At 37.7% G+C, this 22680-nt stretch carries 23 protein-coding genes; all 23 read right to left on the bottom strand.

Annotated elements, in window-relative coordinates:
* Window positions 1-17 precede the first annotated feature (17 nt).
* The 23 genes from trmFO to fapR all read right to left on the bottom strand — a co-directional run bounded on the left by trmFO (window position 18) and on the right by fapR (window position 22610).
* The gene (gene trmFO, locus V7183_RS06535; protein ID WP_097895206.1) at window positions 18-1322 is read right to left on the bottom strand and encodes an FADH(2)-oxidizing methylenetetrahydrofolate--tRNA-(uracil(54)-C(5))-methyltransferase TrmFO; all 1305 of its coding nucleotides are present in this window, start codon (window positions 1320-1322) and stop codon (window positions 18-20) included.
* Between the two features lie 49 nt (window positions 1323-1371).
* A complete protein-coding gene (gene topA / locus V7183_RS06530) occupies window positions 1372-3450 on the bottom strand; it encodes a type I DNA topoisomerase (RefSeq protein ID WP_097895204.1) in 2079 nt (692 codons plus the stop codon).
* 150 nt (window positions 3451-3600) lie between these two features.
* Window positions 3601-4464: a DNA-processing protein DprA gene (dprA, locus tag V7183_RS06525; RefSeq protein ID WP_335359010.1), complete on the bottom strand. Its 864-nt coding sequence runs from the start codon at window positions 4462-4464 to the stop codon at window positions 3601-3603.
* An 88-nt stretch (window positions 4465-4552) separates the two neighbouring features.
* A complete protein-coding gene (gene sucD, locus V7183_RS06520; protein ID WP_042979412.1) occupies window positions 4553-5455 on the bottom strand; it encodes a succinate--CoA ligase subunit alpha in 903 nt (300 codons plus the stop codon).
* Window positions 5456-5474: 19 nt separating this feature from the next.
* The gene (gene sucC / locus V7183_RS06515; RefSeq protein WP_097895201.1) at window positions 5475-6635 is read right to left on the bottom strand and encodes an ADP-forming succinate--CoA ligase subunit beta; all 1161 of its coding nucleotides are present in this window, start codon (window positions 6633-6635) and stop codon (window positions 5475-5477) included.
* Between the two features lie 192 nt (window positions 6636-6827).
* The gene (locus V7183_RS06510; RefSeq protein ID WP_335359009.1) at window positions 6828-7601 is read right to left on the bottom strand and encodes a ribonuclease HII; all 774 of its coding nucleotides are present in this window, start codon (window positions 7599-7601) and stop codon (window positions 6828-6830) included.
* Between the two features lie 60 nt (window positions 7602-7661).
* Window positions 7662-8525, bottom strand: a complete 864-nt coding sequence (gene ylqF / locus V7183_RS06505) for a ribosome biogenesis GTPase YlqF (RefSeq protein WP_097895197.1) — start codon at window positions 8523-8525, stop codon at window positions 7662-7664.
* A gap of 21 nt (window positions 8526-8546) precedes the next feature.
* A complete protein-coding gene (gene lepB / locus V7183_RS06500; RefSeq protein WP_097895194.1) occupies window positions 8547-9098 on the bottom strand; it encodes a signal peptidase I in 552 nt (183 codons plus the stop codon).
* 101 nt (window positions 9099-9199) lie between these two features.
* Window positions 9200-9544: a 50S ribosomal protein L19 gene (gene rplS, locus V7183_RS06495; RefSeq protein ID WP_033672113.1), complete on the bottom strand. Its 345-nt coding sequence runs from the start codon at window positions 9542-9544 to the stop codon at window positions 9200-9202.
* Window positions 9545-9691: 147 nt separating this feature from the next.
* The gene (trmD, locus tag V7183_RS06490; RefSeq protein WP_335359008.1) at window positions 9692-10426 is read right to left on the bottom strand and encodes a tRNA (guanosine(37)-N1)-methyltransferase TrmD; all 735 of its coding nucleotides are present in this window, start codon (window positions 10424-10426) and stop codon (window positions 9692-9694) included.
* The gene (gene rimM, locus V7183_RS06485; RefSeq protein WP_097895191.1) at window positions 10426-10941 is read right to left on the bottom strand and encodes a ribosome maturation factor RimM; all 516 of its coding nucleotides are present in this window, start codon (window positions 10939-10941) and stop codon (window positions 10426-10428) included. Before rimM ends, trmD begins: the two co-directional genes overlap by 1 nt.
* Window positions 10942-11061: 120 nt before the next feature.
* Window positions 11062-11289, bottom strand: a complete 228-nt coding sequence (locus tag V7183_RS06480) for a KH domain-containing protein (RefSeq protein WP_097895189.1) — start codon at window positions 11287-11289, stop codon at window positions 11062-11064.
* Window positions 11290-11303: 14 nt separating this feature from the next.
* A complete protein-coding gene (gene rpsP, locus V7183_RS06475) occupies window positions 11304-11576 on the bottom strand; it encodes a 30S ribosomal protein S16 (RefSeq protein WP_000268751.1) in 273 nt (90 codons plus the stop codon).
* Between the two features lie 101 nt (window positions 11577-11677).
* On the bottom strand, window positions 11678-13027 hold the full coding sequence (gene ffh, locus V7183_RS06470; RefSeq protein ID WP_335359007.1) for a signal recognition particle protein: 1350 nt from the start codon (window positions 13025-13027) through the stop codon (window positions 11678-11680).
* 12 nt (window positions 13028-13039) lie between these two features.
* Window positions 13040-13372, bottom strand: coding sequence for a putative DNA-binding protein (locus V7183_RS06465; protein WP_042979425.1), 333 nt, complete (start codon window positions 13370-13372; stop codon window positions 13040-13042).
* A gap of 133 nt (window positions 13373-13505) precedes the next feature.
* Window positions 13506-14495, bottom strand: coding sequence for a signal recognition particle-docking protein FtsY (gene ftsY / locus V7183_RS06460; RefSeq protein WP_097895183.1), 990 nt, complete (start codon window positions 14493-14495; stop codon window positions 13506-13508).
* A gap of 14 nt (window positions 14496-14509) precedes the next feature.
* Window positions 14510-18079 (bottom strand): chromosome segregation protein SMC, encoded by a 3570-nt coding sequence (gene smc, locus V7183_RS06455; protein ID WP_335359006.1) that lies wholly within the window; start codon window positions 18077-18079, stop codon window positions 14510-14512.
* A 149-nt stretch (window positions 18080-18228) separates the two neighbouring features.
* Entirely contained in the window at window positions 18229-18966 is a 738-nt protein-coding gene (gene rncS, locus V7183_RS06450) for a ribonuclease III (RefSeq protein WP_097895181.1), read from the bottom strand.
* A gap of 59 nt (window positions 18967-19025) precedes the next feature.
* The gene (gene acpP / locus V7183_RS06445) at window positions 19026-19259 is read right to left on the bottom strand and encodes an acyl carrier protein (protein WP_097895180.1); all 234 of its coding nucleotides are present in this window, start codon (window positions 19257-19259) and stop codon (window positions 19026-19028) included.
* Between the two features lie 69 nt (window positions 19260-19328).
* On the bottom strand, window positions 19329-20069 hold the full coding sequence (gene fabG, locus V7183_RS06440) for a 3-oxoacyl-[acyl-carrier-protein] reductase (protein WP_097895179.1): 741 nt from the start codon (window positions 20067-20069) through the stop codon (window positions 19329-19331).
* Window positions 20063-21013 carry an ACP S-malonyltransferase gene (fabD, locus tag V7183_RS06435; protein WP_335359005.1) on the bottom strand — a complete coding sequence of 317 codons (951 nt, stop codon included), beginning with the start codon at window positions 21011-21013 and terminating at the stop codon, window positions 20063-20065. The genes fabG and fabD overlap by 7 nt, the downstream gene beginning before the upstream one ends.
* 14 nt (window positions 21014-21027) lie before the next feature.
* The gene (gene plsX / locus V7183_RS06430) at window positions 21028-22020 is read right to left on the bottom strand and encodes a phosphate acyltransferase PlsX (RefSeq protein ID WP_097895176.1); all 993 of its coding nucleotides are present in this window, start codon (window positions 22018-22020) and stop codon (window positions 21028-21030) included.
* Window positions 22017-22610: a transcription factor FapR gene (gene fapR, locus V7183_RS06425; protein ID WP_097895174.1), complete on the bottom strand. Its 594-nt coding sequence runs from the start codon at window positions 22608-22610 to the stop codon at window positions 22017-22019. Before fapR ends, plsX begins: the two co-directional genes overlap by 4 nt.
* Between the last annotated feature and the right edge of the window lie 70 nt (window positions 22611-22680).

Raw genomic sequence — 22680 nt, 5'->3', positions numbered from 1 at the left:
CTTTGCAAGAAATTTAACTAAATATTTACAAAATTTTGAATTATCTCTAAAGCGCGTGCTGCGTATGCTTCATTTCGTTCTTGTTTCTTTTTAATTTTCTTTTCTAGTGGTGTAAATAAACCAAAGTTTGCATTCATCGGTTGGAAGTTTTTCGCATTTGTTGCAGTAATGTAATTCGCCATACTCCCCATCGCAGTTACAGGTGGTAGTACAATAGGCTCTTCTCCTTGTACAACACGAGCTGCGTTAATACCTGCTAACAACCCTGAAGCAGCCGATTCTACATATCCTTCTACCCCTGTCATTTGTCCTGCAAAGAATAAATCGTCACGGTGCTTATATTGATATGTTGGACGAAGTAACTTCGGTGAATTAATAAATGTATTGCGATGCATTACACCATAGCGTACAATTTCTGCATTTTCAAGTCCAGGAATTAATTGTAATACTTCTTTTTGTGGTCCCCACTTTAAATGCGTTTGGAATCCTACAATATTGTATAACGTTCCTGCCGCATCATCTTGACGCAATTGAACAACCGCATATGGTGTCTTCCCTGTTTTTGGGTCCTCTAACCCAACTGGTTTCATCGGACCAAATAGCAACGTCTGTCTACCTCTACCCGCCATAACTTCTACTGGCATACATCCTTCAAAGAAAACTTCTTTCTCAAATTCTTTCAATGGTACTGTCTCAGCAGCGATTAAAGCATCATAGAAACGGTCAAACTCTTCTTCTGTCATCGGGCAGTTTAAGTATGCTGCTTCCCCTTTATCATAACGAGATTTCAAATATACTTTATTCATATCAATGCTGTCCTTCTCTACAATTGGAGCAGCCGCATCATAGAAATAAAAATAATCTTCACCCGTTAATTCTTTCAACTGTGCAGAAAGATCAGGAGATGTAAGTGGACCTGTCGCGATAATAGTTGGTCCTTCTGGAATTTCTGTAACTTCTTCATTCATTACAGTTACATTTGGATGGTTTTTCACATATTCTGTTACTTTCGCCGCAAACTCATGACGATCTACAGCTAAAGCTCCTCCTGCTGGTACAGAGCATTCGTCAGCCGCACGAATGATAACAGAGTCCATTCGGCGCATTTCTTCTTTAATGACCCCAACAGCATTCGTTAATGTATTTGCACGAAGTGAATTACTACATACTAACTCAGCAAATTTATCTGTATGATGGGCTGGTGTTTGCCTTACAGGCCTCATTTCATATAACTTTACTTGGACACCACGTTTTGCGATTTGATAAGCAGCCTCGCTTCCCGCAAGACCTGCGCCAATGACGTTTACTACTTGTGTTGTCATATATATCACCTTTCCTTTTCTATCCCGAAAAAAATGTGAGCGGTTACGCTCACATTTGTTGTTCTTCTTCATAATCACACGAAATACATTGCACTTGAACGCCTTTTTTCAACTTCTTCTCTACAAGCATACCTTCACATTTTGGACATTTTCGGCCAATCGGCTTATCCCAAGATACAAAGTCACATTCTGGATATGTTCCACACCCATAGAAAAGACGTTTCTTTTTATTACTTCGACGTTCAATAATTTGTCCTTTATCACATTTCGGACAAGTTACACCGATTTCTTTTACAATCGGTTTTGTATTACGACAATCAGGGAAATTTGAACAAGCCATAAACTTTCCGTATTTACCCATTTTAAAGACCATTGGGTGATCACACAACTCACAGTCTTCCCCAGCTGGTTCATCTTTAATTTCTACTTCGCGCATTTCTTTCTCCGCTTTTTCCAAGCGAGGTTCAAAGCCTACGTAGAAATTGTCAACAATTTTTACCCAATTCGCTTTTCCTTCTTCTACTTCATCGAGACTTTGCTCCATATTGGCAGTAAATTCGATGTTAATAATTTCTGGGAAAAACTCTAAAATAAGTTCGATTACAATCTCGCCAAGTTCAGTAGGAACAAATCGTTTATTATCTAATGCGACGTATCCTCGCTTCTGAATCGTTTCGAGCGTTGGTACATAAGTCGATGGTCTCCCAATTCCAAGCTCTTCAAGCATTCGAACTAAACGGGCCTCCGTATAGCGTGGTGGTGGCTGTGTAAAATGTTGTTTCGGCTCTACATCTTTTGAAAATACAGTTTCTCCTATTTCTAAAGGAGGCAACATTTTATCTTTTTCTTCTGCACCATCATCTTTCGACTCCACGTACACCTTCATAAACCCTGGGAATTTCACTACCGATCCATTTGCACGGAATTGAACATTGTTATTAATGAGTCTAGCTGTAACAGTATCCATTATAGCAGATGCCATTTGACTTGCAACAAACCGCTCCCAAATCAATTTATACAAACGATGTTGATCACGACTTAAGAAACTTTTCAATTCATCTGGCTTTCTCATCACAGAAGTTGGACGAATTGCTTCGTGCGCATCTTGTGCATTCGCTTTTTTCGTTTCCTTCTTCTTCTCTGTCCCTATGTATTCCGAACCAAATGCGTCAGTAATATAAGAACGAGCTTCTTCTTGAGCAGTTTCTGAGATACGTGTTGAATCTGTTCTCATATACGTAATAAGACCTACTGTTCCTTGTTTACCAAGATCTATCCCTTCATATAGTTGCTGTGCAAGCATCATTGTTTTCTTTGCTCGCATGTTTAACTTACGCGCTGCCTCTTGCTGTAGGGAAGACGTTGTAAACGGTGATGCAGGATTGCGCTTTCTCTCTTTTTTCGTTACATTTTCAACCGAAAACGCATTGTCTTTCATTTTTCCAATTATGTCATTTACTTGTGCTTCATTTGTTAACTGAACTTTCTCTCCGTTTACACCGTAAAAAGATGCTTCAAATGTGTCTTTTCCTTTTACAAATTCTGTTTTAATTGTCCAGAATTCTTCAGGAGTAAAGTTTTGAATTTCTTTTTCACGATCAATAATTAAACGAACCGCTACAGATTGTACGCGTCCTGCACTTAATCCTTTTTTGACTTTCTTCCATAATAAAGGACTAATATTGTAACCAACAAGACGATCAAGTATTCGTCTTGCTTGTTGTGCATCTACTAAATCCATATTAATTGCGCGAGGATGCTTAAATGATTCCTTGATTGCATCTTTTGTAATCTCATTAAACACAACCCGGCAATCCGATTCAACGTCCACATTTAACGTATTTGCTAAATGCCAAGCAATCGCTTCTCCCTCGCGGTCTGGATCGGCTGCGAGATAGACTTTTTTTGCTTTTTTTGCCGCTGATTTTAAATCTTTTAAAACGGGACCCTTACCACGAATGGTAATATACTTCGGGGTGAAGTTATTCTTTACTTCTATCCCCATTTGGCTTTTAGGTAAATCGCGAACATGTCCCATAGACGCGACGACTTTGTATTTTTTCCCTAAATATTTTTCAATGGTCTTCGCCTTAGAAGGCGACTCCACGATCACGAGGTAATCTGACATGCTAGTGCCTCCTTAAGAGGTGGATTCAAATCTTCATTAATCTTATTGATTTCTCTTATTTTTGTCAATCAAGAATGAGTATAACATACAGTGCCAATCTACCATTTGTCAATAATTGTTTAATAAAAACATAAAAATATAAGATTAATTTTAAAATTCTTCAAGAATATCTTCTGCTTTTTGAACAAGTTTTGCCCCTTGCTGAATGAGTTGATTTGTCCCAATTGCACTATCTATAAACATAGGACCAGGAAGTGCAAACACTTCTCTATTTTGTTCTAAAGCCAGATCTGCAGTAATAAGCGATCCACTCCTTGCTTTCGCCTCCACAACTAAAACCCCTTTGCAAAGTCCACTTATAATTCGATTTCTTCTTGGAAAATACCATTTTCGCGGAGAATAATGCGGCGGATATTCCGTTAATAACAACATGTAATCTTTCCATGTGTTGTAAAATTGTTGATTTTCTTTTGGATATATATACTGTAAACCATGTCCTAATATCGCAATGGTCATGCGTTGCTGCTGCACTGTGATTTCATGGGCAATTGTATCAATCCCGCTTGCCAAGCCACTAACAATTAACCACCCTTTATCTATCAGCGGTTGTAAAATGGGTTGTATGCTCTCCTTCCCATATAAAGATGGTTTTCTTGTTCCAACTACCGCTAATTTATTCATTTTATTAAGGAGTTCTCTCTGTCCTTTTCCATATAAAACAAAGGGAGGATCTGGTATTTCACGTAACAGTTCTGGATAGTCATGATCCCATATTGTTACATAAAAAAGATGATTTTTTTCTAAATGATGAATACATTGAGAAGATGTTGATGTCTGTAAGAATTTCACTAATTCAGAAGATTTTTTCGAGGATAATCCTGTATATTTTTCAAAGTGTTCCGGAGAAAAATTATATATGTTCTTTACCTCTGGATCAATGTGTAACAAGTATTTTAACGCTTTCCAATGATCCGCTAATACATAGTGAAGATGAAGCAATCGTTCTCTTTTCACAATCATTCTCCTTACCCATAATTTTTATTATGTAAACAAAAAATGTGTAAAAAGACACCTTCTAACATGAAGGTGTCTTTCAAAAAGATTAATAGTTTTTACAAGTTTCGAATAATCCCTTTTCTTTTAAAACAGAGATTAATGTTTCACCCATAACAGCTGGTGTTTCGGCAACTTTAATACCACAAGCTTCCATTGTTTTAATCTTTTCAGCAGCAGTTCCTTTACCGCCAGAAATGATCGCCCCAGCATGACCCATACGCTTACCTGCAGGTGCTGTTTGACCGCCAATGAAGCCGACAACAGGTTTTGTCATGTTTGCTTTTACCCACTCAGCAGCTTCTTCTTCTGCTGTTCCGCCGATTTCACCAATCATAATAACAGCATGTGTTTCTTCATCTTCATTAAACGCTTTTAACGCATCAATAAAGTCTGTACCATTAACAGGGTCCCCACCAATACCTACAGCAGTAGATTGGCCAATACCTTCTTGTGTTAACTGATGTACAGCTTCATACGTTAATGTACCAGAGCGAGATACGATACCTACATGACCTTTTTTGTGAATGTAGCCTGGCATAATACCAATTTTACATTCATCAGGTGTAATGACACCAGGGCAGTTTGGTCCAAGTAAACGTGTATGTTTACCAGCCATATATCTCTTTACGTTTACCATATCTAATACAGGGATTCCTTCAGTAATACATACTACTAAATCAATCTTTGCATCAACTGCTTCCATAATTGCATCAGCCGCAAAAGCGGGTGGAACGTATACAACTGAAGCGTTCGCGCCTGTTGCTTTCACAGCATCTTCTACTGTATCAAATACTGGTACACCTTCAATATCAGTGCCGCCTTTACCTGGTGTTACACCACCGACAATTTTCGTACCGTATTCAATCATTTGTTTTGTATGGAATAATCCTTGAGAACCTGTAATACCTTGAACAATAACTTTTGTATCTTTATTAACTAATACGCTCATTTTTCTCCCCCGCTTTCTATTAGCCCACTAGTGAAACAATTTTTTGTGCACCGTCTGCCATAGATTCTGCTGCAACAATATTTAAGCCAGACTCATTTAAAATTTTCTTACCTAACTCTACGTTTGTACCTTCAAGACGTACAACTAAAGGTAACTCAAGACCTACTTGCTTCGTTGCTTCAATAACACCTTCTGCAATAACATCACACTTCATAATGCCACCAAAAATGTTAACGAAGATACCTTTTACATTTTTGTCAGAAAGGATAATTTTGAATGCTTCTGTAACTTTTTCAGCTGTTGCGCCGCCACCAACATCTAAGAAGTTAGCTGGGTCACCATGGTAATGTTTAATGATATCCATTGTAGCCATTGCTAAACCTGCACCATTAACCATACAACCGATATTTCCATCTAAAGGAATGTAGTTTAAGTCATATTTAGAAGCTTCAATTTCTTTTGAATCTTCTTCATCAAGATCACGAAGTTCTAAAATGTCTTTATGACGATATAACGCATTAGAATCAAAGTTTAATTTTGCATCTAACGCCATAACTTTCCCATCACCTGTTGTAACAAGTGGATTAATCTCCGCGATAGAGCAATCTTTTTCGATAAACGCACGATATAAGCCCATCATAAACTTCACAGCTTGTCCCACAAGCTCTTTTGGAATATTGATGTTAAACGCGATTCGACGCGCTTGGAAGCCTTGTAATCCTACTGCTGGATCAATATATTCTTTAAAGATTTTTTCAGGTGTTTTTTCAGCTACTTCTTCAATTTCTGTTCCACCTTCTTCAGATGCCATTAAAACAACTTGAGAAGTTGCACGATCTAATACAAGACCTACATAATATTCTTTTTTAATATCGCAACCTTCTTCGATAAGTAAGCGTTTTACTTCCTTACCTTCAGGACCTGTTTGATGCGTCACAAGTGTAGTTCCTAAAATGCTTTCCGCATATGTACGAACTTCATCTAAATTTTTCGCAACTTTTACTCCGCCAGCTTTGCCGCGTCCACCAGCGTGAATTTGTGCTTTAACTACACATACATCCGTTCCTAATTCTTTCGCTGCTTCTACAGCTTCTTCTACTGTAAAGGCAACCTTCCCGTTTGGAACACTAACCCCATAGCTTCTAAGGACTGCCTTACCTTGATACTCATGGATATTCATAGTCCCATCCTCCCCCGTTTTCCTGTTTTACTCAAAAAGTTTTTTAATGTTTAAAAACACTACATTGCCATTGTATAAAATGATTGCCATGCTGTCTACAATAAAGTGTCAGAAAACTGAAATCGCTTTATTCTTTTTTGAAAATAGTAATATTTGTATGCCAAAATAAAAAAATAAGCTGTAGGTTACAGCTTATTTTTGGATCATATCTTTAATTGGCGCAAATGTTTTCCGGTGTTCTTCTAGTACACCATATGTTTCGATTGCTTGCAAATGTTGTTTTGTTCCATAGCCCATATGCTGTTCAAAACCATATTCAGGGTGTTCCTTCCCTAGTTCCTTCATCATGCGATCACGCGTGACTTTCGCGATAATGGAGGCAGCTGAGATAGAAATACTTTTTGCATCTCCTTTGATAATGGATGTTTGTGGAATGGAAGTAGGAAGTTTCATCGCATCAATTAATAGATGCTCTGGTGTACACGATAAATTTGCAATTGCATCCAACATCGCTCGCTTGGTTGCTTGATAAATATTTATCTCATCAATAACCTGCGGTGATACAATTCCAACTCCAATTGCTACTGCCCTTTCTTTAATTTCATCATAGAAACGCTCCCGCTTCGCTTCACTTAGCTTTTTAGAGTCATTTAACCCTGGTATATAAAAATCTTCTGGAAGGACAACAGCGGCCGTAACAACAGGTCCAGCTAACGGCCCTCTTCCTACTTCATCAATCCCAGCAATATATAAGAGCCCCTGTTCACGTAATGCCTGTTCATATTGAGACATCTCTAAAAATTGTTCTCTTTCTTTTTGCACCTGTTCTTTTTGTTTGTGCCATTTCGTAATTAAGTTTTGAACGCCTTTCCGCTCATCTTTTATTAACATTTGAAATCGTTCATCTTCTTCTGCCGTAATTTCTTGTAATAAACATCCCACTTCTTTAATTGTTAATTTTTGCATTTTATGTACACTCCTTTTTAAAAACACCCAAAAAGAAAAGACGTACAAACGCACGTCTTCTTATACCTCTTCTACAAATTCATCTGGTGTTTCAAATGTCATTCTTCCCAGTTTACCACCGCGAAGTTCACGAAGAACAAGTTCTGATGTTTTATCATAATCAACAAGTCCGCCGCCCATTAGACAACCTCTGTTCTTTCCAATCGCATCAAATAATTCCACAATATCTTCTGGAATGTCATTTATTTTATAACGCTCTTGCAAACGCTCCGGATAATGTTTTTCCATAAAGCGAAGTGCATAAACAGCTACATCTTGTAAGTTTAAAATAGCGTCTTTAATTGCGCCAGTAGTCGCAAGACGAAGTCCAACTAATTCATCTTCGAATTTCGGCCATAAAATACCTGGCGTATCTAATAACTCCATTTCCTTTCCTACTTTAATCCATTGCTGTGCTGTTGTAACACCAGGGCGATCGCCTGTTTTCGCAATGTTTTTCTTCGCTAATTTATTAATCAAAGTAGATTTACCGACATTTGGAATACCGACGATTAATGCACGAATCGCTCTTGGTTTAATCCCTTTTGCAATCATTTTATCAAACTTTTCTTTTACAAGTACTTTACAAGCAGCTGTAATTTCTTTCATACCTTGTCCGGCCTGTGCATTAATTGAAATTGCTTTATGACCCTGCTCTTCAAAATAAGCGATCCATTGTTTCGTCAAACGATCATCTGCCATATCCGCTTTATTTAAAACAACTAGTCTCGGCTTATGTGTAATAATTTCATCGATCATTGGATTTCGAGAAGATAAAGGTAAACGTGCATCTACAAGTTCAATTACAACATCAATTAACTTTAACTTTTCTGTTACTTGGCGCCTAGCTTTTGCCATATGCCCTGGAAACCACTGAATTGCCATGTTGCCACCTTCTTTTTTTGTTTATTTCACAATACGTGCATCCTTTAATGGCCAATATAACATATTTGCTTTTCCTATTACTTGGTCCATCTTAACCGTGCCAATCGTACGACTATCTTTACTAAAACGACGATTATCACCTAATACAAATAATTGACCTTCTGGAACGGTTTTTTTACCTGTAATTTCTTCAAGTTTGAAATCATATGTAAGCGGTCCGTCAGAAAGTTGTTTTTTCTGCTTGTCTAAATACGGTTCCTCATAGGGTTTTCCGTTAATATAGAGTGTATCGTTACGATATTCAACCTCATCGCCTGGTAAGCCAATAACACGTTTAATATAATCTTTCTCTTCCGTTGCTCGAAATACAATTATATCAAAACGTTTCGGTTCACCAATGTGATAACCGATTTTATTAACAATCATCCGATCACGGTCATGAAGCGTCGGTGACATCGAGACACCATCTACAAGAATGGGCGCAAAGAAAAACTGTCTAATCACAGCTGCTAACACAACAGCAATCAAAATTGCTTTTATCCATTCCCAAAGCGAACTCTTTTCTTTTTTCATGCTTTACCCCTCCACAGTTATGTACGCTGCTCGTATTATATCAAAATTTCATATAGATTGGAAAAAGGGAGCTTGTGCATTTACAAGCTCCCATACATGTCTTATCGAATTTCTTTAATACGTGCTTTTTTACCGCGAAGGTTACGTAAGTAGTATAACTTAGCACGACGTACTTTACCACGGCGAAGTACTTCGATTTTCGCGATTCTTGGTGTGTGAACTGGGAATGTACGCTCTACACCTACGCCGTAAGAAATCTTACGAACTGTGAACGTTTCGCTAATTCCGCCACCACGACGTTTAATTACAACACCTTCAAAAAGCTGAATTCTCTCACGAGTACCCTCAACTACTTTTACGTGTACACGTAAAGTGTCACCAGGACGGAATGAAGGTAGGTCAGTTTTTAATTGGCCTTTTGTAATATCTGCGATTAATTGTTGCATATTCAATTCTCTCCTTTAAACAGATGCTCTTATAAAGTCATTCATAAATTACAGCGGAACATCGTTAATACGGCTACTGCTTTCAGTAGCACAAATGTTATAATAGCATATTGCTAGGCCTGTTGCAATAGAAAATATATGAAGTTCTTACTGCTCTTCTTTAATTTGCTTAAGCCAAGTTGCTTCTTGCTTTGATAGCCTGCGTTCTTCAAGTAAATCTGGTCTACGCGTATAGGTACGTCGCAACGATTCCTTATGACGCCATTCTTCAATATTCTTATGGTTCCCTGACATAAGCACATCCGGTACCTTCATGCCACGAAAATCGGCTGGACGTGTATAATGCGGATGTTCTAATAAGCCTGTACTAAAAGAATCTTCCACCTGTGAGTTTTGATTTCCAAGTACCCCTGGCAAAAGACGTACAACACTATCTGTAACAACCATAGATGCTAATTCCCCACCTGTTAATACATAATCACCAATAGAAATCTCATCTGTTACAAGATGTTCACGAATTCGTTCATCATAACCTTCATAATGACCACACACAAAAATAACATGCTCTTCCCCTGCAAGTTCTTCTGCCTTTTTCTGCGTTAATCGTTCTCCTTGTGGACACATTAATACAACTCTTGGTTTACATTCTGTATCTTTCGTTAATTCTTCTACAGCATCAAAGATAGGCTGTGGAGTTAACACCATACCAGCGCCCCCGCCGTACGGATAATCATCTACACTGTTATGCTTACTTGTCGTATAATCACGAAAATTTACAACTCTAAGCGATACAGCTTCTTTTTCTTGCGCTTTTTTTAAAATCGAAGATCCAAACACACCAGTAAACATCTCTGGAAATAATGTTAAAATGTCAATTTTCATTATAGCAATCCTTCCATTACATGAATGGTTACCAATTTATTTTCAACGTTAACTTGCAGCACAACATCATCAATGTACGGAATTAAAAGTTCTTGTCCTTTTGGACGTTTAATTACCCATACATCATTTGCACCAGGAGATAGAATTTCTTTTATTGTTCCCAGCTCTTCACCATCTTCTGTTACTACTTTACACCCAATAATTTCATGGTAATAGTACTCACCTTCAGCAAGTTCACCAAGTTGCTCTTCTGGAACCTTTAGTAAAGAACCTTTAAACTTTTCTACTTCATCTACATTGTTAAACCCTTCAAATGTCAATAAATCAAATGTCTTATGCTGACGATGAGTAGTTACTTTTACAGGAAGCGGAGTTTTCTCCTTATCATTCCATATGTATAATGTATTTCCTACTTTATATCGTTCTTCCGGAAAGTCAGTACGAGAAATGACACGGATTTCTCCCTTAACACCATGAGTATTTACAATTTTTCCTACGTTAAACCATTTTGTCATAAACAGCACGTCACCCCTGTTTTCTATATAAGTTAAGCATCTCCATTCTATATATGGACAATGCAATTTCTCTTAAAATGTTAAAAAAGGGAGAGGAATAAATCCTCGCCCTTTTCACACCTATTGAATTTCCAGTGTAACTTTTTCATGATTATGATGTCCCACTGAATACAAGAGCATTCGAATTGCTTTTGCAACACGCCCTTGCTTCCCAATGACTTTTCCAACATCCTCAGGATGTACGGTTAATCGATACTTTATCTCTCCGTTGCAAAGTTCCTGTGTAACCTTTACATCTTCAGGATAATCTACAAGAGGCTTGACGATCGTTTCGATTAACTCTTTCATAGCCATTGCCTCAATTACTTACCTTGTTTAGATAAGTGGAATTTCTCCATGATACCTTGAGTAGAGAAAAGATTGCGAACTGTATCAGATGGTTTCGCACCATTTCCTAACCATTTTAATGCTGCTTCTTCATTGATTTTCACTTCAGCTGGTTGAGCAACTGGATTGTAAGTACCAATTTCCTCGATGAAACGTCCGTCACGAGGAGAACGAGAATCTGCAACAACTACACGATAGAAAGGAGTTTTTTTAGCTCCCATACGTTTTAAACGAATTTTAACTGCCATTTATAAAGCACCTCCGAATTTATTTCACACAGATAATTATATTAGCAAAAAGACTATTGCTTTGTAAAGTATTTTTTCTTAACAGAGCCATCTTTTTTTCCTTACATAAATGGAAACTTCAATCCACCTAGTCCCTTTTTCTTACCTTTTTGCATGCCAGTCATCGTCTTCATCATTTTTTTCATATCTTCAAACTGTTTGAGTAGACGATTAATTTCTTGTACGGTTGTACCGCTACCTTTGGCAATACGCTTTTTACGACTAGCATTGATTATTTCCGGTTGTTCTCGCTCTACTATTGTCATAGAACGAATAATTGCCTCAATATGCCCAATTTGTTTTTCATCAACTTGTGCATTTTTCAGCCCTTTAATTTTATTTGCACCAGGAAGCATTCCTAGCAATTCATCAAGTGGCCCAAGTTGACGCACTTGTCCAAGTTGCTCAAGGAAATCGTCAAGCGTAAACGAAAGCGTACGCATTTTCTGCTCAAGTTCTTTTGCTTTTTCTTCATCAACTGTAGCTTGCGCCTTTTCAATTAATGTTAGAACGTCACCCATCCCTAAAATACGAGATGCCATGCGTTCAGGATGGAATGCTTCAATTGCATCTAATTTCTCACCCATACCAGCAAATTTAATCGGTGTATTTGTTACTGCTTTAATAGATAATGCTGCACCACCGCGCGTATCACCATCTAATTTCGTTAAAACAACACCTGTTAAACCTAGCTGATCATGGAAGCTTTGTGCAACATTGACCGCATCTTGTCCTGTCATCGCATCGACAACTAGGAAGATTTCATCCGGGTTCGCAACTTCTTTCACTTTCGCTAGTTCATCCATTAGTTCTTCATCAATATGCAGACGACCTGCAGTATCAATTAAAACATAATCATGATGATCTTCTTTCGCTTTTGCAATCGCTTGTTTTGCAATTTCAACAGGACTTACTTGATCTCCTAATGAGAAAACAGGCATATCCAATTGCTTCCCTAATGTTTCAAGCTGTTTAATTGCTGCAGGACGATAAATATCAGCTGCAACAAGCAACGGTTTACGATTGTGCTTTTTACGAAGCAAATTCGCAAGTTTACCTGTTGTCGTTGTTTTACCTGCACCTTGCAGTCCAACCATCATAATGACAGTTGGTGGCTTATTAGCGACAGCAATTTTACTTTGCTCTCCGCCCATAAGTTCTGTAAGTTCTTCCTGTACAACTTTAATTACTTGTTGTCCAGGTGTCAAACTCTTCATTACATCTTGTCCGACAGCACGCTCAGACACACGCTTTACAAAATCTTTTACTACTTTAAAGTTAACATCCGCTTCTAAAAGAGCTAGACGAACTTCTCTCATCATTTCTTTTACATCGGCTTCGGAAACTTTTCCTTTGCCGCGGATTTTTTGCATCGTCTGTTGAAGTCGGTCGGCTAATCCTTCAAATGCCATATTGCCGCCCTCCTAATCTAATTTTTCGATAGCTTCAACAACTTGTTTCATTTCTTCATTCACATGCTCTTCTTCGCTGATTAGCTGTTTTAGCCTTGCAACAAGTCGCTGTCGCTCTTGAAACTTTTGAAGTAATACTAATTTCTCTTCATATTCTTCAAGCATCGCTTCAGTCCGTTTAATGTTATCATACACGGCTTGGCGACTTACATCAAATTCTTCCGCAATTTCACCAAGAGATAAATCATCTAAATAATAAAGCGACATATAACTTCTTTGTTTTTGCGTTAACAACGATTGATAAAAATCAAATAAATAATTCATTCTCGTTGTTTTTTCGAGCATGTTGGATCATCCTTTGTTAAGTGATTTCCCTTTACATGAATTAGTTTACATGGAGTATAAAAGAGTGTCAAGTTTTTTTCTTAACATCCTATATTTTTCATAAAAAAGAAGCGGAAGCCCCGCTTCTTTCACTTTATGCTTCTTCTTTTTCCACTAAGTTTGCAAACAAACCGTAAACATATTGTTCTGGATCAAATTGCTGTAAGTCGTCCATTTGCTCTCCAAGACCAACAAATTTTACTGGTACATCCATCTCATTACGGATTGCTAATACAATACCACCTTTAGCAGTTCCGTCTAATTTTGTTAAAACAATACCAGTAACGTTCGTTGCTTCGCGGAATGTTTTCGCTTGACTTAAACCATTTTGCCCTGTTGTTGCATCAATAACAAGTAATACTTCATGAGGAGCACCTGGAATTTCACGTTCAATAACACGTTTCACCTTTTCCAACTCTTTCATTAAGTTTACTTTATTTTGCAAACGTCCTGCTGTATCACATAGCAAAACATCTACTTTACGCGCTTTTGCTGCTTGAACAGCATCGTACATAACCGCTGCTGGATCAGAGCCAGACCCTTGTTTAATTACCTCTACACCAACGCGGTCGCCCCATACTTCTAGCTGTTCAATTGCTCCCGCACGGAACGTATCCCCAGCTGCTAATAAGACGGATTTCCCCTCTGTTTTAAACTTATGAGCCATTTTGCCAATTGTTGTTGTTTTTCCAACACCGTTAACACCAACGAATAAAATAACCGTTAATTGATCTTGTTGCATATTCATTTCATTACTAAACTCTTCGTCACCTTTGTAAATCCCTACTAATTTCTCTGAGATAACAGCTTGTACTTCTTTTGGATCTTGAATGTTACGACGCTGCACTTCTTCCTTCAGCTGATCAATAAGTTCCATCACTGTCGCAACCCCAACATCTGCACCAATTAAAATCTCTTCTAATTCTTCAAAGAAATCCTCATCGATTTTACGATAGCGATACACTAAATCATTTACTTTATCCGCAAATGAATTTCTCGTTTTTTCTAACCCTTGCTTAAATTTCTCTGTTACAGTATCAGTTTGTTTTGAAATCTTTTCTTTTAACTTTTTAAAGAAGCTCATTCTTCCCATCCTTCCTATTTGCTTGTAACCAGCTCTTCTCCATCATCCAGACGAACGGAAACAAGTTTAGATACACCTGATTCTTGCATCGTTACCCCATATAGTACATCCGATTCTTCCATTGTACCTTTTCGGTGTGTAATAACAATAAACTGCGTTTCATCACTAAACTTCTTCAAATACTGCGCGAAACGGACTACATTCGCCTCATCAAGAGCAGCTTCCACCTCATCTAGTACGCAGAACGGAACAGGGCGTACTTTTAAAATACCAAACAGCAATGCAATTGCAGTTAAAGCACGCTCACCACCTGACAGTAAACCTAAATTTTGCAATTTCTTACCTGGCGGCTGCGCTACAATATCAATACCCGTATTTAATAAATCTTGCGGATTTGTCATTACTAAATCGGCTCTTCCGCCTCCAAATAATTCACAGAATACTGATTGGAACTCTGTTCGGATTGCTTGGAATGTAGTGGAAAAACGTTTTTTCATTTCTTCATCCATTTCCGTAATAACTTGGTGCAGTGTTGCCTTCGCTTCTTCCAAGTCGTCTCGCTGCTCTAATAGGAATGTATGACGTTCTGCTACACGCTCATATTCATCAATCGCACCTAAATTTACTGTTCCAAGCTCTTCAATGGATAATTTAATTAGTTTCACCTTTTTACGTGCATCTTCTGCAGACATCGTCATTGTATATTTTAGTTTTGCTGCTTCAAATGAAATGGTATACGTTTCACGTAAATGTTGCAATCTATTCTCTAATTCCACATCGAGACGATTGATTTTTACTTCTTGATTTTTTAACATTTCTAAAATGTATTTATGCTTACCCTTCGTCTCTTTCACTTCACGTTCTAAATGGTCTATCCGCTCTTGCAAAGCTAAACGTTGTTCACGACGAGAACGAATTAATTCCGATGTCTGATTTCGATCATGTGCTTTCTTCTCAATCATATTCGTAATTTGCTCTTCGCCACTTGAATTCGATGTCATCTCTTGTTTTAAGAACGATAAATCTTCTTTTGTTTTTACAAGCATTCGCTGCGCTTCCTCTTTTTCTTTCGTTAAGCGCTCTACTTTTTCTTTCTGATTAGATAAACGTTGCTGCTTTTCTGCTGCTTGTACTTTCAGCTCTGTCATCTCTGTTTGAACTTTTTCTTTCGAAGAATGTTGCTCGCTTTTCTGCTTTGTTAAAGCAGAAATCTTTCCATCTAACTCTGCAATTTCTTTTTGAAGATTTGCTAAAATCTCTTCTAACTCTTCTTTACGTCCTTGCATTTTTACTTGCTCTTGTAAAAAGCCTTCTATTTCTAAGTCATAGATAGATAAGCGATCATTAATACGATGTTCTTCTAACTCTAACTGATTAATTTCTTCTTTTAACTTCTGTTCATCCACACGCTCTTCTTCCGCGCTGTGACGCAATTCGTTTACTTTCACTTCTTTTTCTTGAATTTCTTGCTTCAATACTTTCACAAAATTTTCTAATTTAGATGTTTTTCCTTCCATTTCAGCAAGCTTCTTATTCCACTCTTCAAGTTCGCGCTGACGCCCTAATAAAGAAGATTTCGCTTGTTTTACAGCGCCACCAGTCATAGAACCACCAGGATTCACAACATCCCCTTCAACTGTCACAATGCGGTAGCGATATTGCAATTGCTTCGCTAACTCATTCGCCCCTCTTAAATCTTTTGCAACAACAACTGTACCTAATAAATTCGAAACAATGTTTTCATATTTATTATTGTATTGTACGAGTTCTGCTGCTACACCAATAAATGATGGATGTTGATTTACAATACGTAATTGATCGAATGATAACGATCTCCCTTTCATAACTGCCTGAGGTAAAAACGTTGCACGTCCATGCCTATTTTGTTTTAAAAAAGCAATTGCCTTGCGCGCGTGCTCTTCTGTTTGTACAACAACATGTTGCATCGCTGCCCCAAGGGCTATCTCCATTGCTACTTCATATTCTTTCGGTACGGTAAGAAGTTCCGCCACAGCTCCTTCAATCCCCTGAAGCTTGCCTTCACGGGCTTTTAATACTTCACGTACTCCTTGATAAAAACCAGAATAATCTTCTTGCATTTCTTCTAGCATTTCTTTTCGAGAACGAGCTTGCTGAACAAATTGATACGCTTGATATAGCTTTGTTTCATTTTCACTATATTGCTTCTTGCATTTCTCAAGCTCTACTTCTGTCTTTTGTATATTCGTAATAATGCTTGTGACTTTCTCTTTTGCTTGCTCGTAGCTCTCCGCAAATTTCGCCTTTTTAGCTGTAATTTGCATACGCTTTTGAACATACTTTTCATTTTCCTCATCAAGGCGCTGGTTTTTAGAATTTTGTTGTTTGAACTGTTCTTCTAGCATAGATAGTTCATTACGATTACTTGCTTGTTGATTTAAAAGTTCAATATAATCACCTTTTAAATGTTCAATTTGCTCTTCTAGATTTTCTGCATATGTTGAAAGAAGTTTCTCATTTTCATGTAACTTCTGTTCTAATTTTTTTACCTGATTTGCAAATTTCATTAATTCTTCTGTACTCGTTTCAATTTCACCATCATAATCATTAGCTTTCTCTGTTAATTCAATAATTAACTGTTCAAGCTGTGCGCAATGCGTTGTTGCATTTTGTTTTCTTTCCTTCAGCAATTCACGCTGTCCTTCTAATTTTTCTAACTCTTTACTAGAAAGAAGAAGGACTTCTTGTAAGGAATCCACAGATTCATCAATTGCTTGCAATTGTCCACGCAACTCTTCAAGCTCTGCTTCACTTTTTTGTAAGTAGGTTGACATTTTTGCTTCTTCATCTTTATTGTGTCCAAATTGACTACGAAGCGTTTCCCATTTTTCATGTAATTCTTCAATTTCATATACAATGAGAGCTGCCTCTACCTTCTCTAGTTCTTCTTTTTTCTCCAAATAATCTTTCGCAATAGAAGCTTGTCTCTCGAGAGGCTCTACTTGACTACTTAATTCATGAATGATATCTTGTACACGATTTAAATTTTCTTGTGTTTCTGCTAATTTTCCTTCAGCTTTCTTTTTGCGGAGTTTATATTTTAATACACCCGCAGCTTCTTCGAATACACCGCGGCGTTCTTCCGACTTACTACTCAAAATTTCTTCTACTTTCCCTTGGCTAATGATTGAGAAAGCTTCTCGACCCATGCCAGAGTCCATAAACAAATCAATAATATCTTTTAATCTACAAGATTGTTTGTTAATAAAAAAGTCACTATCTCCCGAACGGGAAACACGGCGCGTTACACACACTTCATTATATTCAATCGGTAAACGCTGATCTTCATTATTTAAAGTTAACGTCACCTCTGCAACATTAACCGCTTTTCGCGTATCACTTCCTGCAAAAATAATATCCTCCATCTTTGCACCACGTAATGATTTTGCAGATTGTTCACCAAGTACCCAGCGGATCGCATCAGTAATATTACTCTTTCCGCTTCCGTTAGGACCAACGACAGATGTTACACCTGGAACAAAATCAACAGATACACGCTCTGCGAAGGATTTAAATCCCGCTATTTCTAATCTCTTTAAAAACACGAAAGGCTTTCCCCCTATTCTCCGTTGTTATAGGCGCTGTCTATAACAAACAAGCTATTGTACGGATTCATATTTAACTTTGTATTTCCAAATAAAAATAAAGCTTCATTCTATGCATAAGGAATCCCCCTCATTTAAAGGGGGATTCCTTATGATTGTTCTTTTAATTTTTTCAACGCTTCTGCAGCAGCTTGCTGTTCAGCTTCTTTTTTCGACTTCCCACTTCCGACCCCTAAAGCCACACTATTTAATGTAACGCGTGACACAAACTCTCGATTATGAGCAGGTCCTTTTTCTTGCAAAATTTGATATTCAATATTACCGCTACCATCACGCTGAATCAATTCTTGTAGTTGACTCTTATAATCCATCACATGAGAAAAAGCACCTTCATTAATTTTTGGGTATACAATTTCTTTTAAAAATCCCCAAACTGTATCTAATCCTTGATCAAGATAAAGGGCTCCAATAAACGCTTCAAAGACATCCGCTAATAAAGCTGGTCGTTCACGCCCACCTGTCATTTCTTCACCTTTCCCGAGTAAAACAAGGTTACCAAATGACAATTCATTAGCAAAACGAACAAGAGATGGCTCACACACAATAGCTGCGCGTAACTTTGTTAATTCTCCTTCGCTCATTGTCGGATATTTTTGAAACAGATACTGTGATACAGTTAGTTCTAATACAGCGTCTCCAAGAAATTCAAGACGTTCATTATCTTCATGTGGTTTTTTTCGATGCTCATTCACATACGATGAATGCGTAAATGCTTGAATCAATAATTTTTCATCTATAAACGTAATACCTATTTTTTGTTGAAACGTTTTAAAAGCTTCACGATATTTTGTTTCGTATTTTTTTTCTCTATATTTTCGGTACGGCATAGGTCCCTCCAGATATAAGCCGAGAAAGCCCCGCTAAAAAACGGGACTTCACTCAAACATTATAGATGACTCTCTATGTAAGTCACAGCATCGCCAACAGTAGCAATCTTTTCAGCATCTTCATCAGAAATTTCCATTTCAAATTCATCTTCTAATTGCATTACAAGTTCTACTACATCTAGGGAGTCTGCGCCTAAATCTTCTTTAAAGCTTGCAGCTGATACTACCTCAGTTTCTTCTACTCCTAAACGATCAACGATGATTTTTGTTACGCGCTCTAAAACATCTGCCATTGCATTCACCTCCCCTCAATTATTATATTAAATATTGTCCAAAAAAACTAGAAGAAATCGATTCTTTTATTACATTACCATACCGCCGTCAACATTTAACGTTTGACCTGTAATATATTTGCTTTGATCAGAAGCAAAAAATGTTACTGCATTTGCAATATCTTGCGCTTCTCCAAATTTAGCGGCAGGGATTACTTTTAACATTTCTTCTTTTATATTTTCGTCTAATACATCCGTCATATCAGTAGCAATGAATCCTGGAGCAATTGCATTTACTGTAATATTTCGGCTAGCTAATTCTTTAGCTGATGTTTTCGTTAATCCAATTACCCCCGCTTTAGCCGCCACGTAATTCGCTTGACCTGGATTTCCTATCACACCAACGACAGAAGCGATGTTTATAATGCGACCATGACGTTGACGCATCATATAACGAGATACTGCCTTCGTACATAAGAAAACACCTTTTAAGTTTGTATTAATAACTGTATCCCATTCTTCTTCTTTCATACGCATTAATAAATTATCTTTTGTTACACCTGCGTTATTTACAAGAATATCAACTTGTCCAAATGTATCTGCAGTTTGTTTCACCATATTTGCAACATCATCAGCATTTGCAACATCTGCTCTTACTGCAATTGCATCTGAACCAAGTTTTTTAATTTCATCAACTACTTCATTTGCCTTTTGCTCATTACCAGCATAATTCACTACAACATTTGCACCTTGTTTAGCTAATTCAATCGCAACTGCACGACCAATTCCACGTGACGCACCTGTTACTAGCGCTACTTTCCCTTTTAACATCCGCTTTCTCCTCTCAAACTTAAAATGGTATCATTCAATGTCTCTTCATCATAGATTGCATATACCTTTACAGATGGAGCAATTGATTTCATAAGACCAGCAAGTACTTTTCCAGGTCCAATTTCAATAAACGTATCTACCCCTTGTTGTACCATACGTTCAATAGATGGGTACCATAAAACAGGAGAATAGAGCTGTTCAATTAGCTTTTCTTGAATGTCTTCACCGCGCGTAATAACGTCTGCCGTAACGTTTGCAATAACAGGAATATTTGCATTTTGAATTGTAATTTCATTTAAAACACTTTGGAATTTTTCAGCAGCCGGTTTCATAAGTGATGAATGAAACGGCCCACTTACTCGAAGCGGAATTGCTCTCTTAGCGCCATTTTCTTTTGCTCTTTGAGAAGCAATTTCTACTCCTTGTTTCGTTCCAGAAATAACAATTTGCTTCGTACTATTCATATTAGCAATTTGGACAGCGTAGCCTTCACTCGTTACTTCTTCTGTAACTTGTTTCAGCACATCTGGGTCTGCTCCTAAAATAGCTGCCATCGCACCTTCTCCGTTTGGAACAGCCTCTTCCATATATTCGCCGCGTTTTCTTACAGCATACACAGCATCTTCAAATGTTAACGCTTCAGCTGCAACAAGTGCACTATATTCACCCAAACTATGTCCCGCTACATAATCAGGTTTAATATCGTATTCTTTCAAAGCTGTTAAAATCGCAAAACTTGTTGCCAATAATGCAGGTTGCGCATTTGTCGTTAATGTTAGTGTTTCCTGCGGCCCTTCAAAAATTAATTTTGAAAGGGATTCTTTTAAAACTTCATCCGCTTTTTGAAATACTTTCGCAACCTCTTTATTATTCCCTGCTAATTGTTTACCCATTCCAACCGCCTGTGAACCTTGGCCTGGAAAAAGAAATGCTAGTTTTCCCATTTCAAATCCTCCTTTTATTGAAGCGGCTCTTTCTCTATTACACTCGAAATTGTAGGAATTACTTCTTTCGCTACCATCTCTCTTGTTTGACGAATCGCACTGAAGATCGATTGATCATTAGAAGAACCATGAGCCTTAATGACAGGAGCTTGTAATCCAAATAATGCCGCCCCGCCATACTCTGAATAATCCATTTTATCTTTTAATACCATAAGTTTCGGTTTTAATACCGCTGCTGCTAATTTACTTGTAAACGAACTCATCAATTGTTCTTTCAGCATAGAGAATAACGCAAGTGCTGTTCCTTCTAATGATTTTAACGCCACATTCCCCGTAAAACCATCACATACAACAACATCCGCTACACCTTGCAATAAGTCTCTTGATTCAACGTTTCCAACAAAATGAATCGGCGCATCCTTTAACATGGCAAATACTTGTTTTGAAAGTTCATTCCCTTTGCCATCTTCTGTCCCAACATTTAAAAGTCCAACACGCGGATTTTTAATTCCTCTTACTTTTTCAGCATAAACAGAACCCATAACTGCGTATTGATATAAATGAATCGGTTTTGCATCGACATTCGCTCCAACATCTAGCATAACGAAACCTTCTCCATCGACCGTTGGCATTGTAGGGGATAAAGCTGGTCTTTCAATCCCTTCCATTCGACCTACAACAAACAATCCAGCGGCCATTAAAGCTCCTGTACTGCCTGCTGATATACACGCATCTGCTACACCATCTTTTACTTGCTGTGCTGCAAGTACCATTGAAGCTTGCTTTTTCCGACGAACAGCTCTTACTGGCTCATCCGTCGCTTCAATCATTTCGTCTGTATGAAGTATAGTAATACGCTCTTCATTCGTTAAATACTGACGAATGTCCTCTTCTTTTCCTACTAATGTAATATGTAAATCTGAATATTCCTTAATAGCTTTCATTGCCCCTAATACAACTGCTTTTGGAGCATGATCGCCGCCCATTGCATCTATTGCGATTTTCATAAGTTGTTACCTTCCTCACTATAATTACTAGATCGATACATTTCAAAAGTGCCTGTAAAAACGAGTTCTTCTCCAACAAAGCTACGCACTTTGACAACCGTCCGTCCTTTATCATTCTCTACATCTTCAACGCGCGCCTTTGCAACAACACGTTCTCCTAATTTTACAGGACGAATGTATCGAATGGTAGACTTTGCAGTTAAAGCGAGTTCTTCATCAATAACCGCAACAGCTAGTGAGTTTGCTTGAGCAAACAAATGATGCCCACGAGCAATTTGATTTCTTTTAAAAACATGTTCTATCTTTACTTCAAAGATAGAAATTGCATGTCTATCTAATTCTATGTCAATAATTTCCCCAACGACTTCTTCTAGCGGCAAAGATTTCACATCTTCTTCATGTTGTTTCGTCGCTACATGTTTAATTCGCTCTCTTAACTCTGGAATTGATAGTTCCATACGATCAAGACGAACCGTTTGTATGCTAACTTGAAACTGCTCCGCTAACTCTTCATCTGTTATGAACGGGTTCGTTTCTATTGTTTGTTGTAATAATACTTGTCTTTCTTTTTTACTTCTTCTTTTTTTCATACCGCACCATCCATTTTTTATGACTAGGTACTAACAGTAGTATATAATCATTAAAAGTAGAATGCAACAA

It is taken from the genome of Bacillus sp. JJ1127, assembly GCF_036965845.1.
In the GTDB taxonomy this organism is placed as follows: domain Bacteria; phylum Bacillota; class Bacilli; order Bacillales; family Bacillaceae_G; genus Bacillus_A.
Note: the sequence above shows the minus strand (reverse complement) of the source record. Positions and strands in the feature narration are given on the sequence as shown.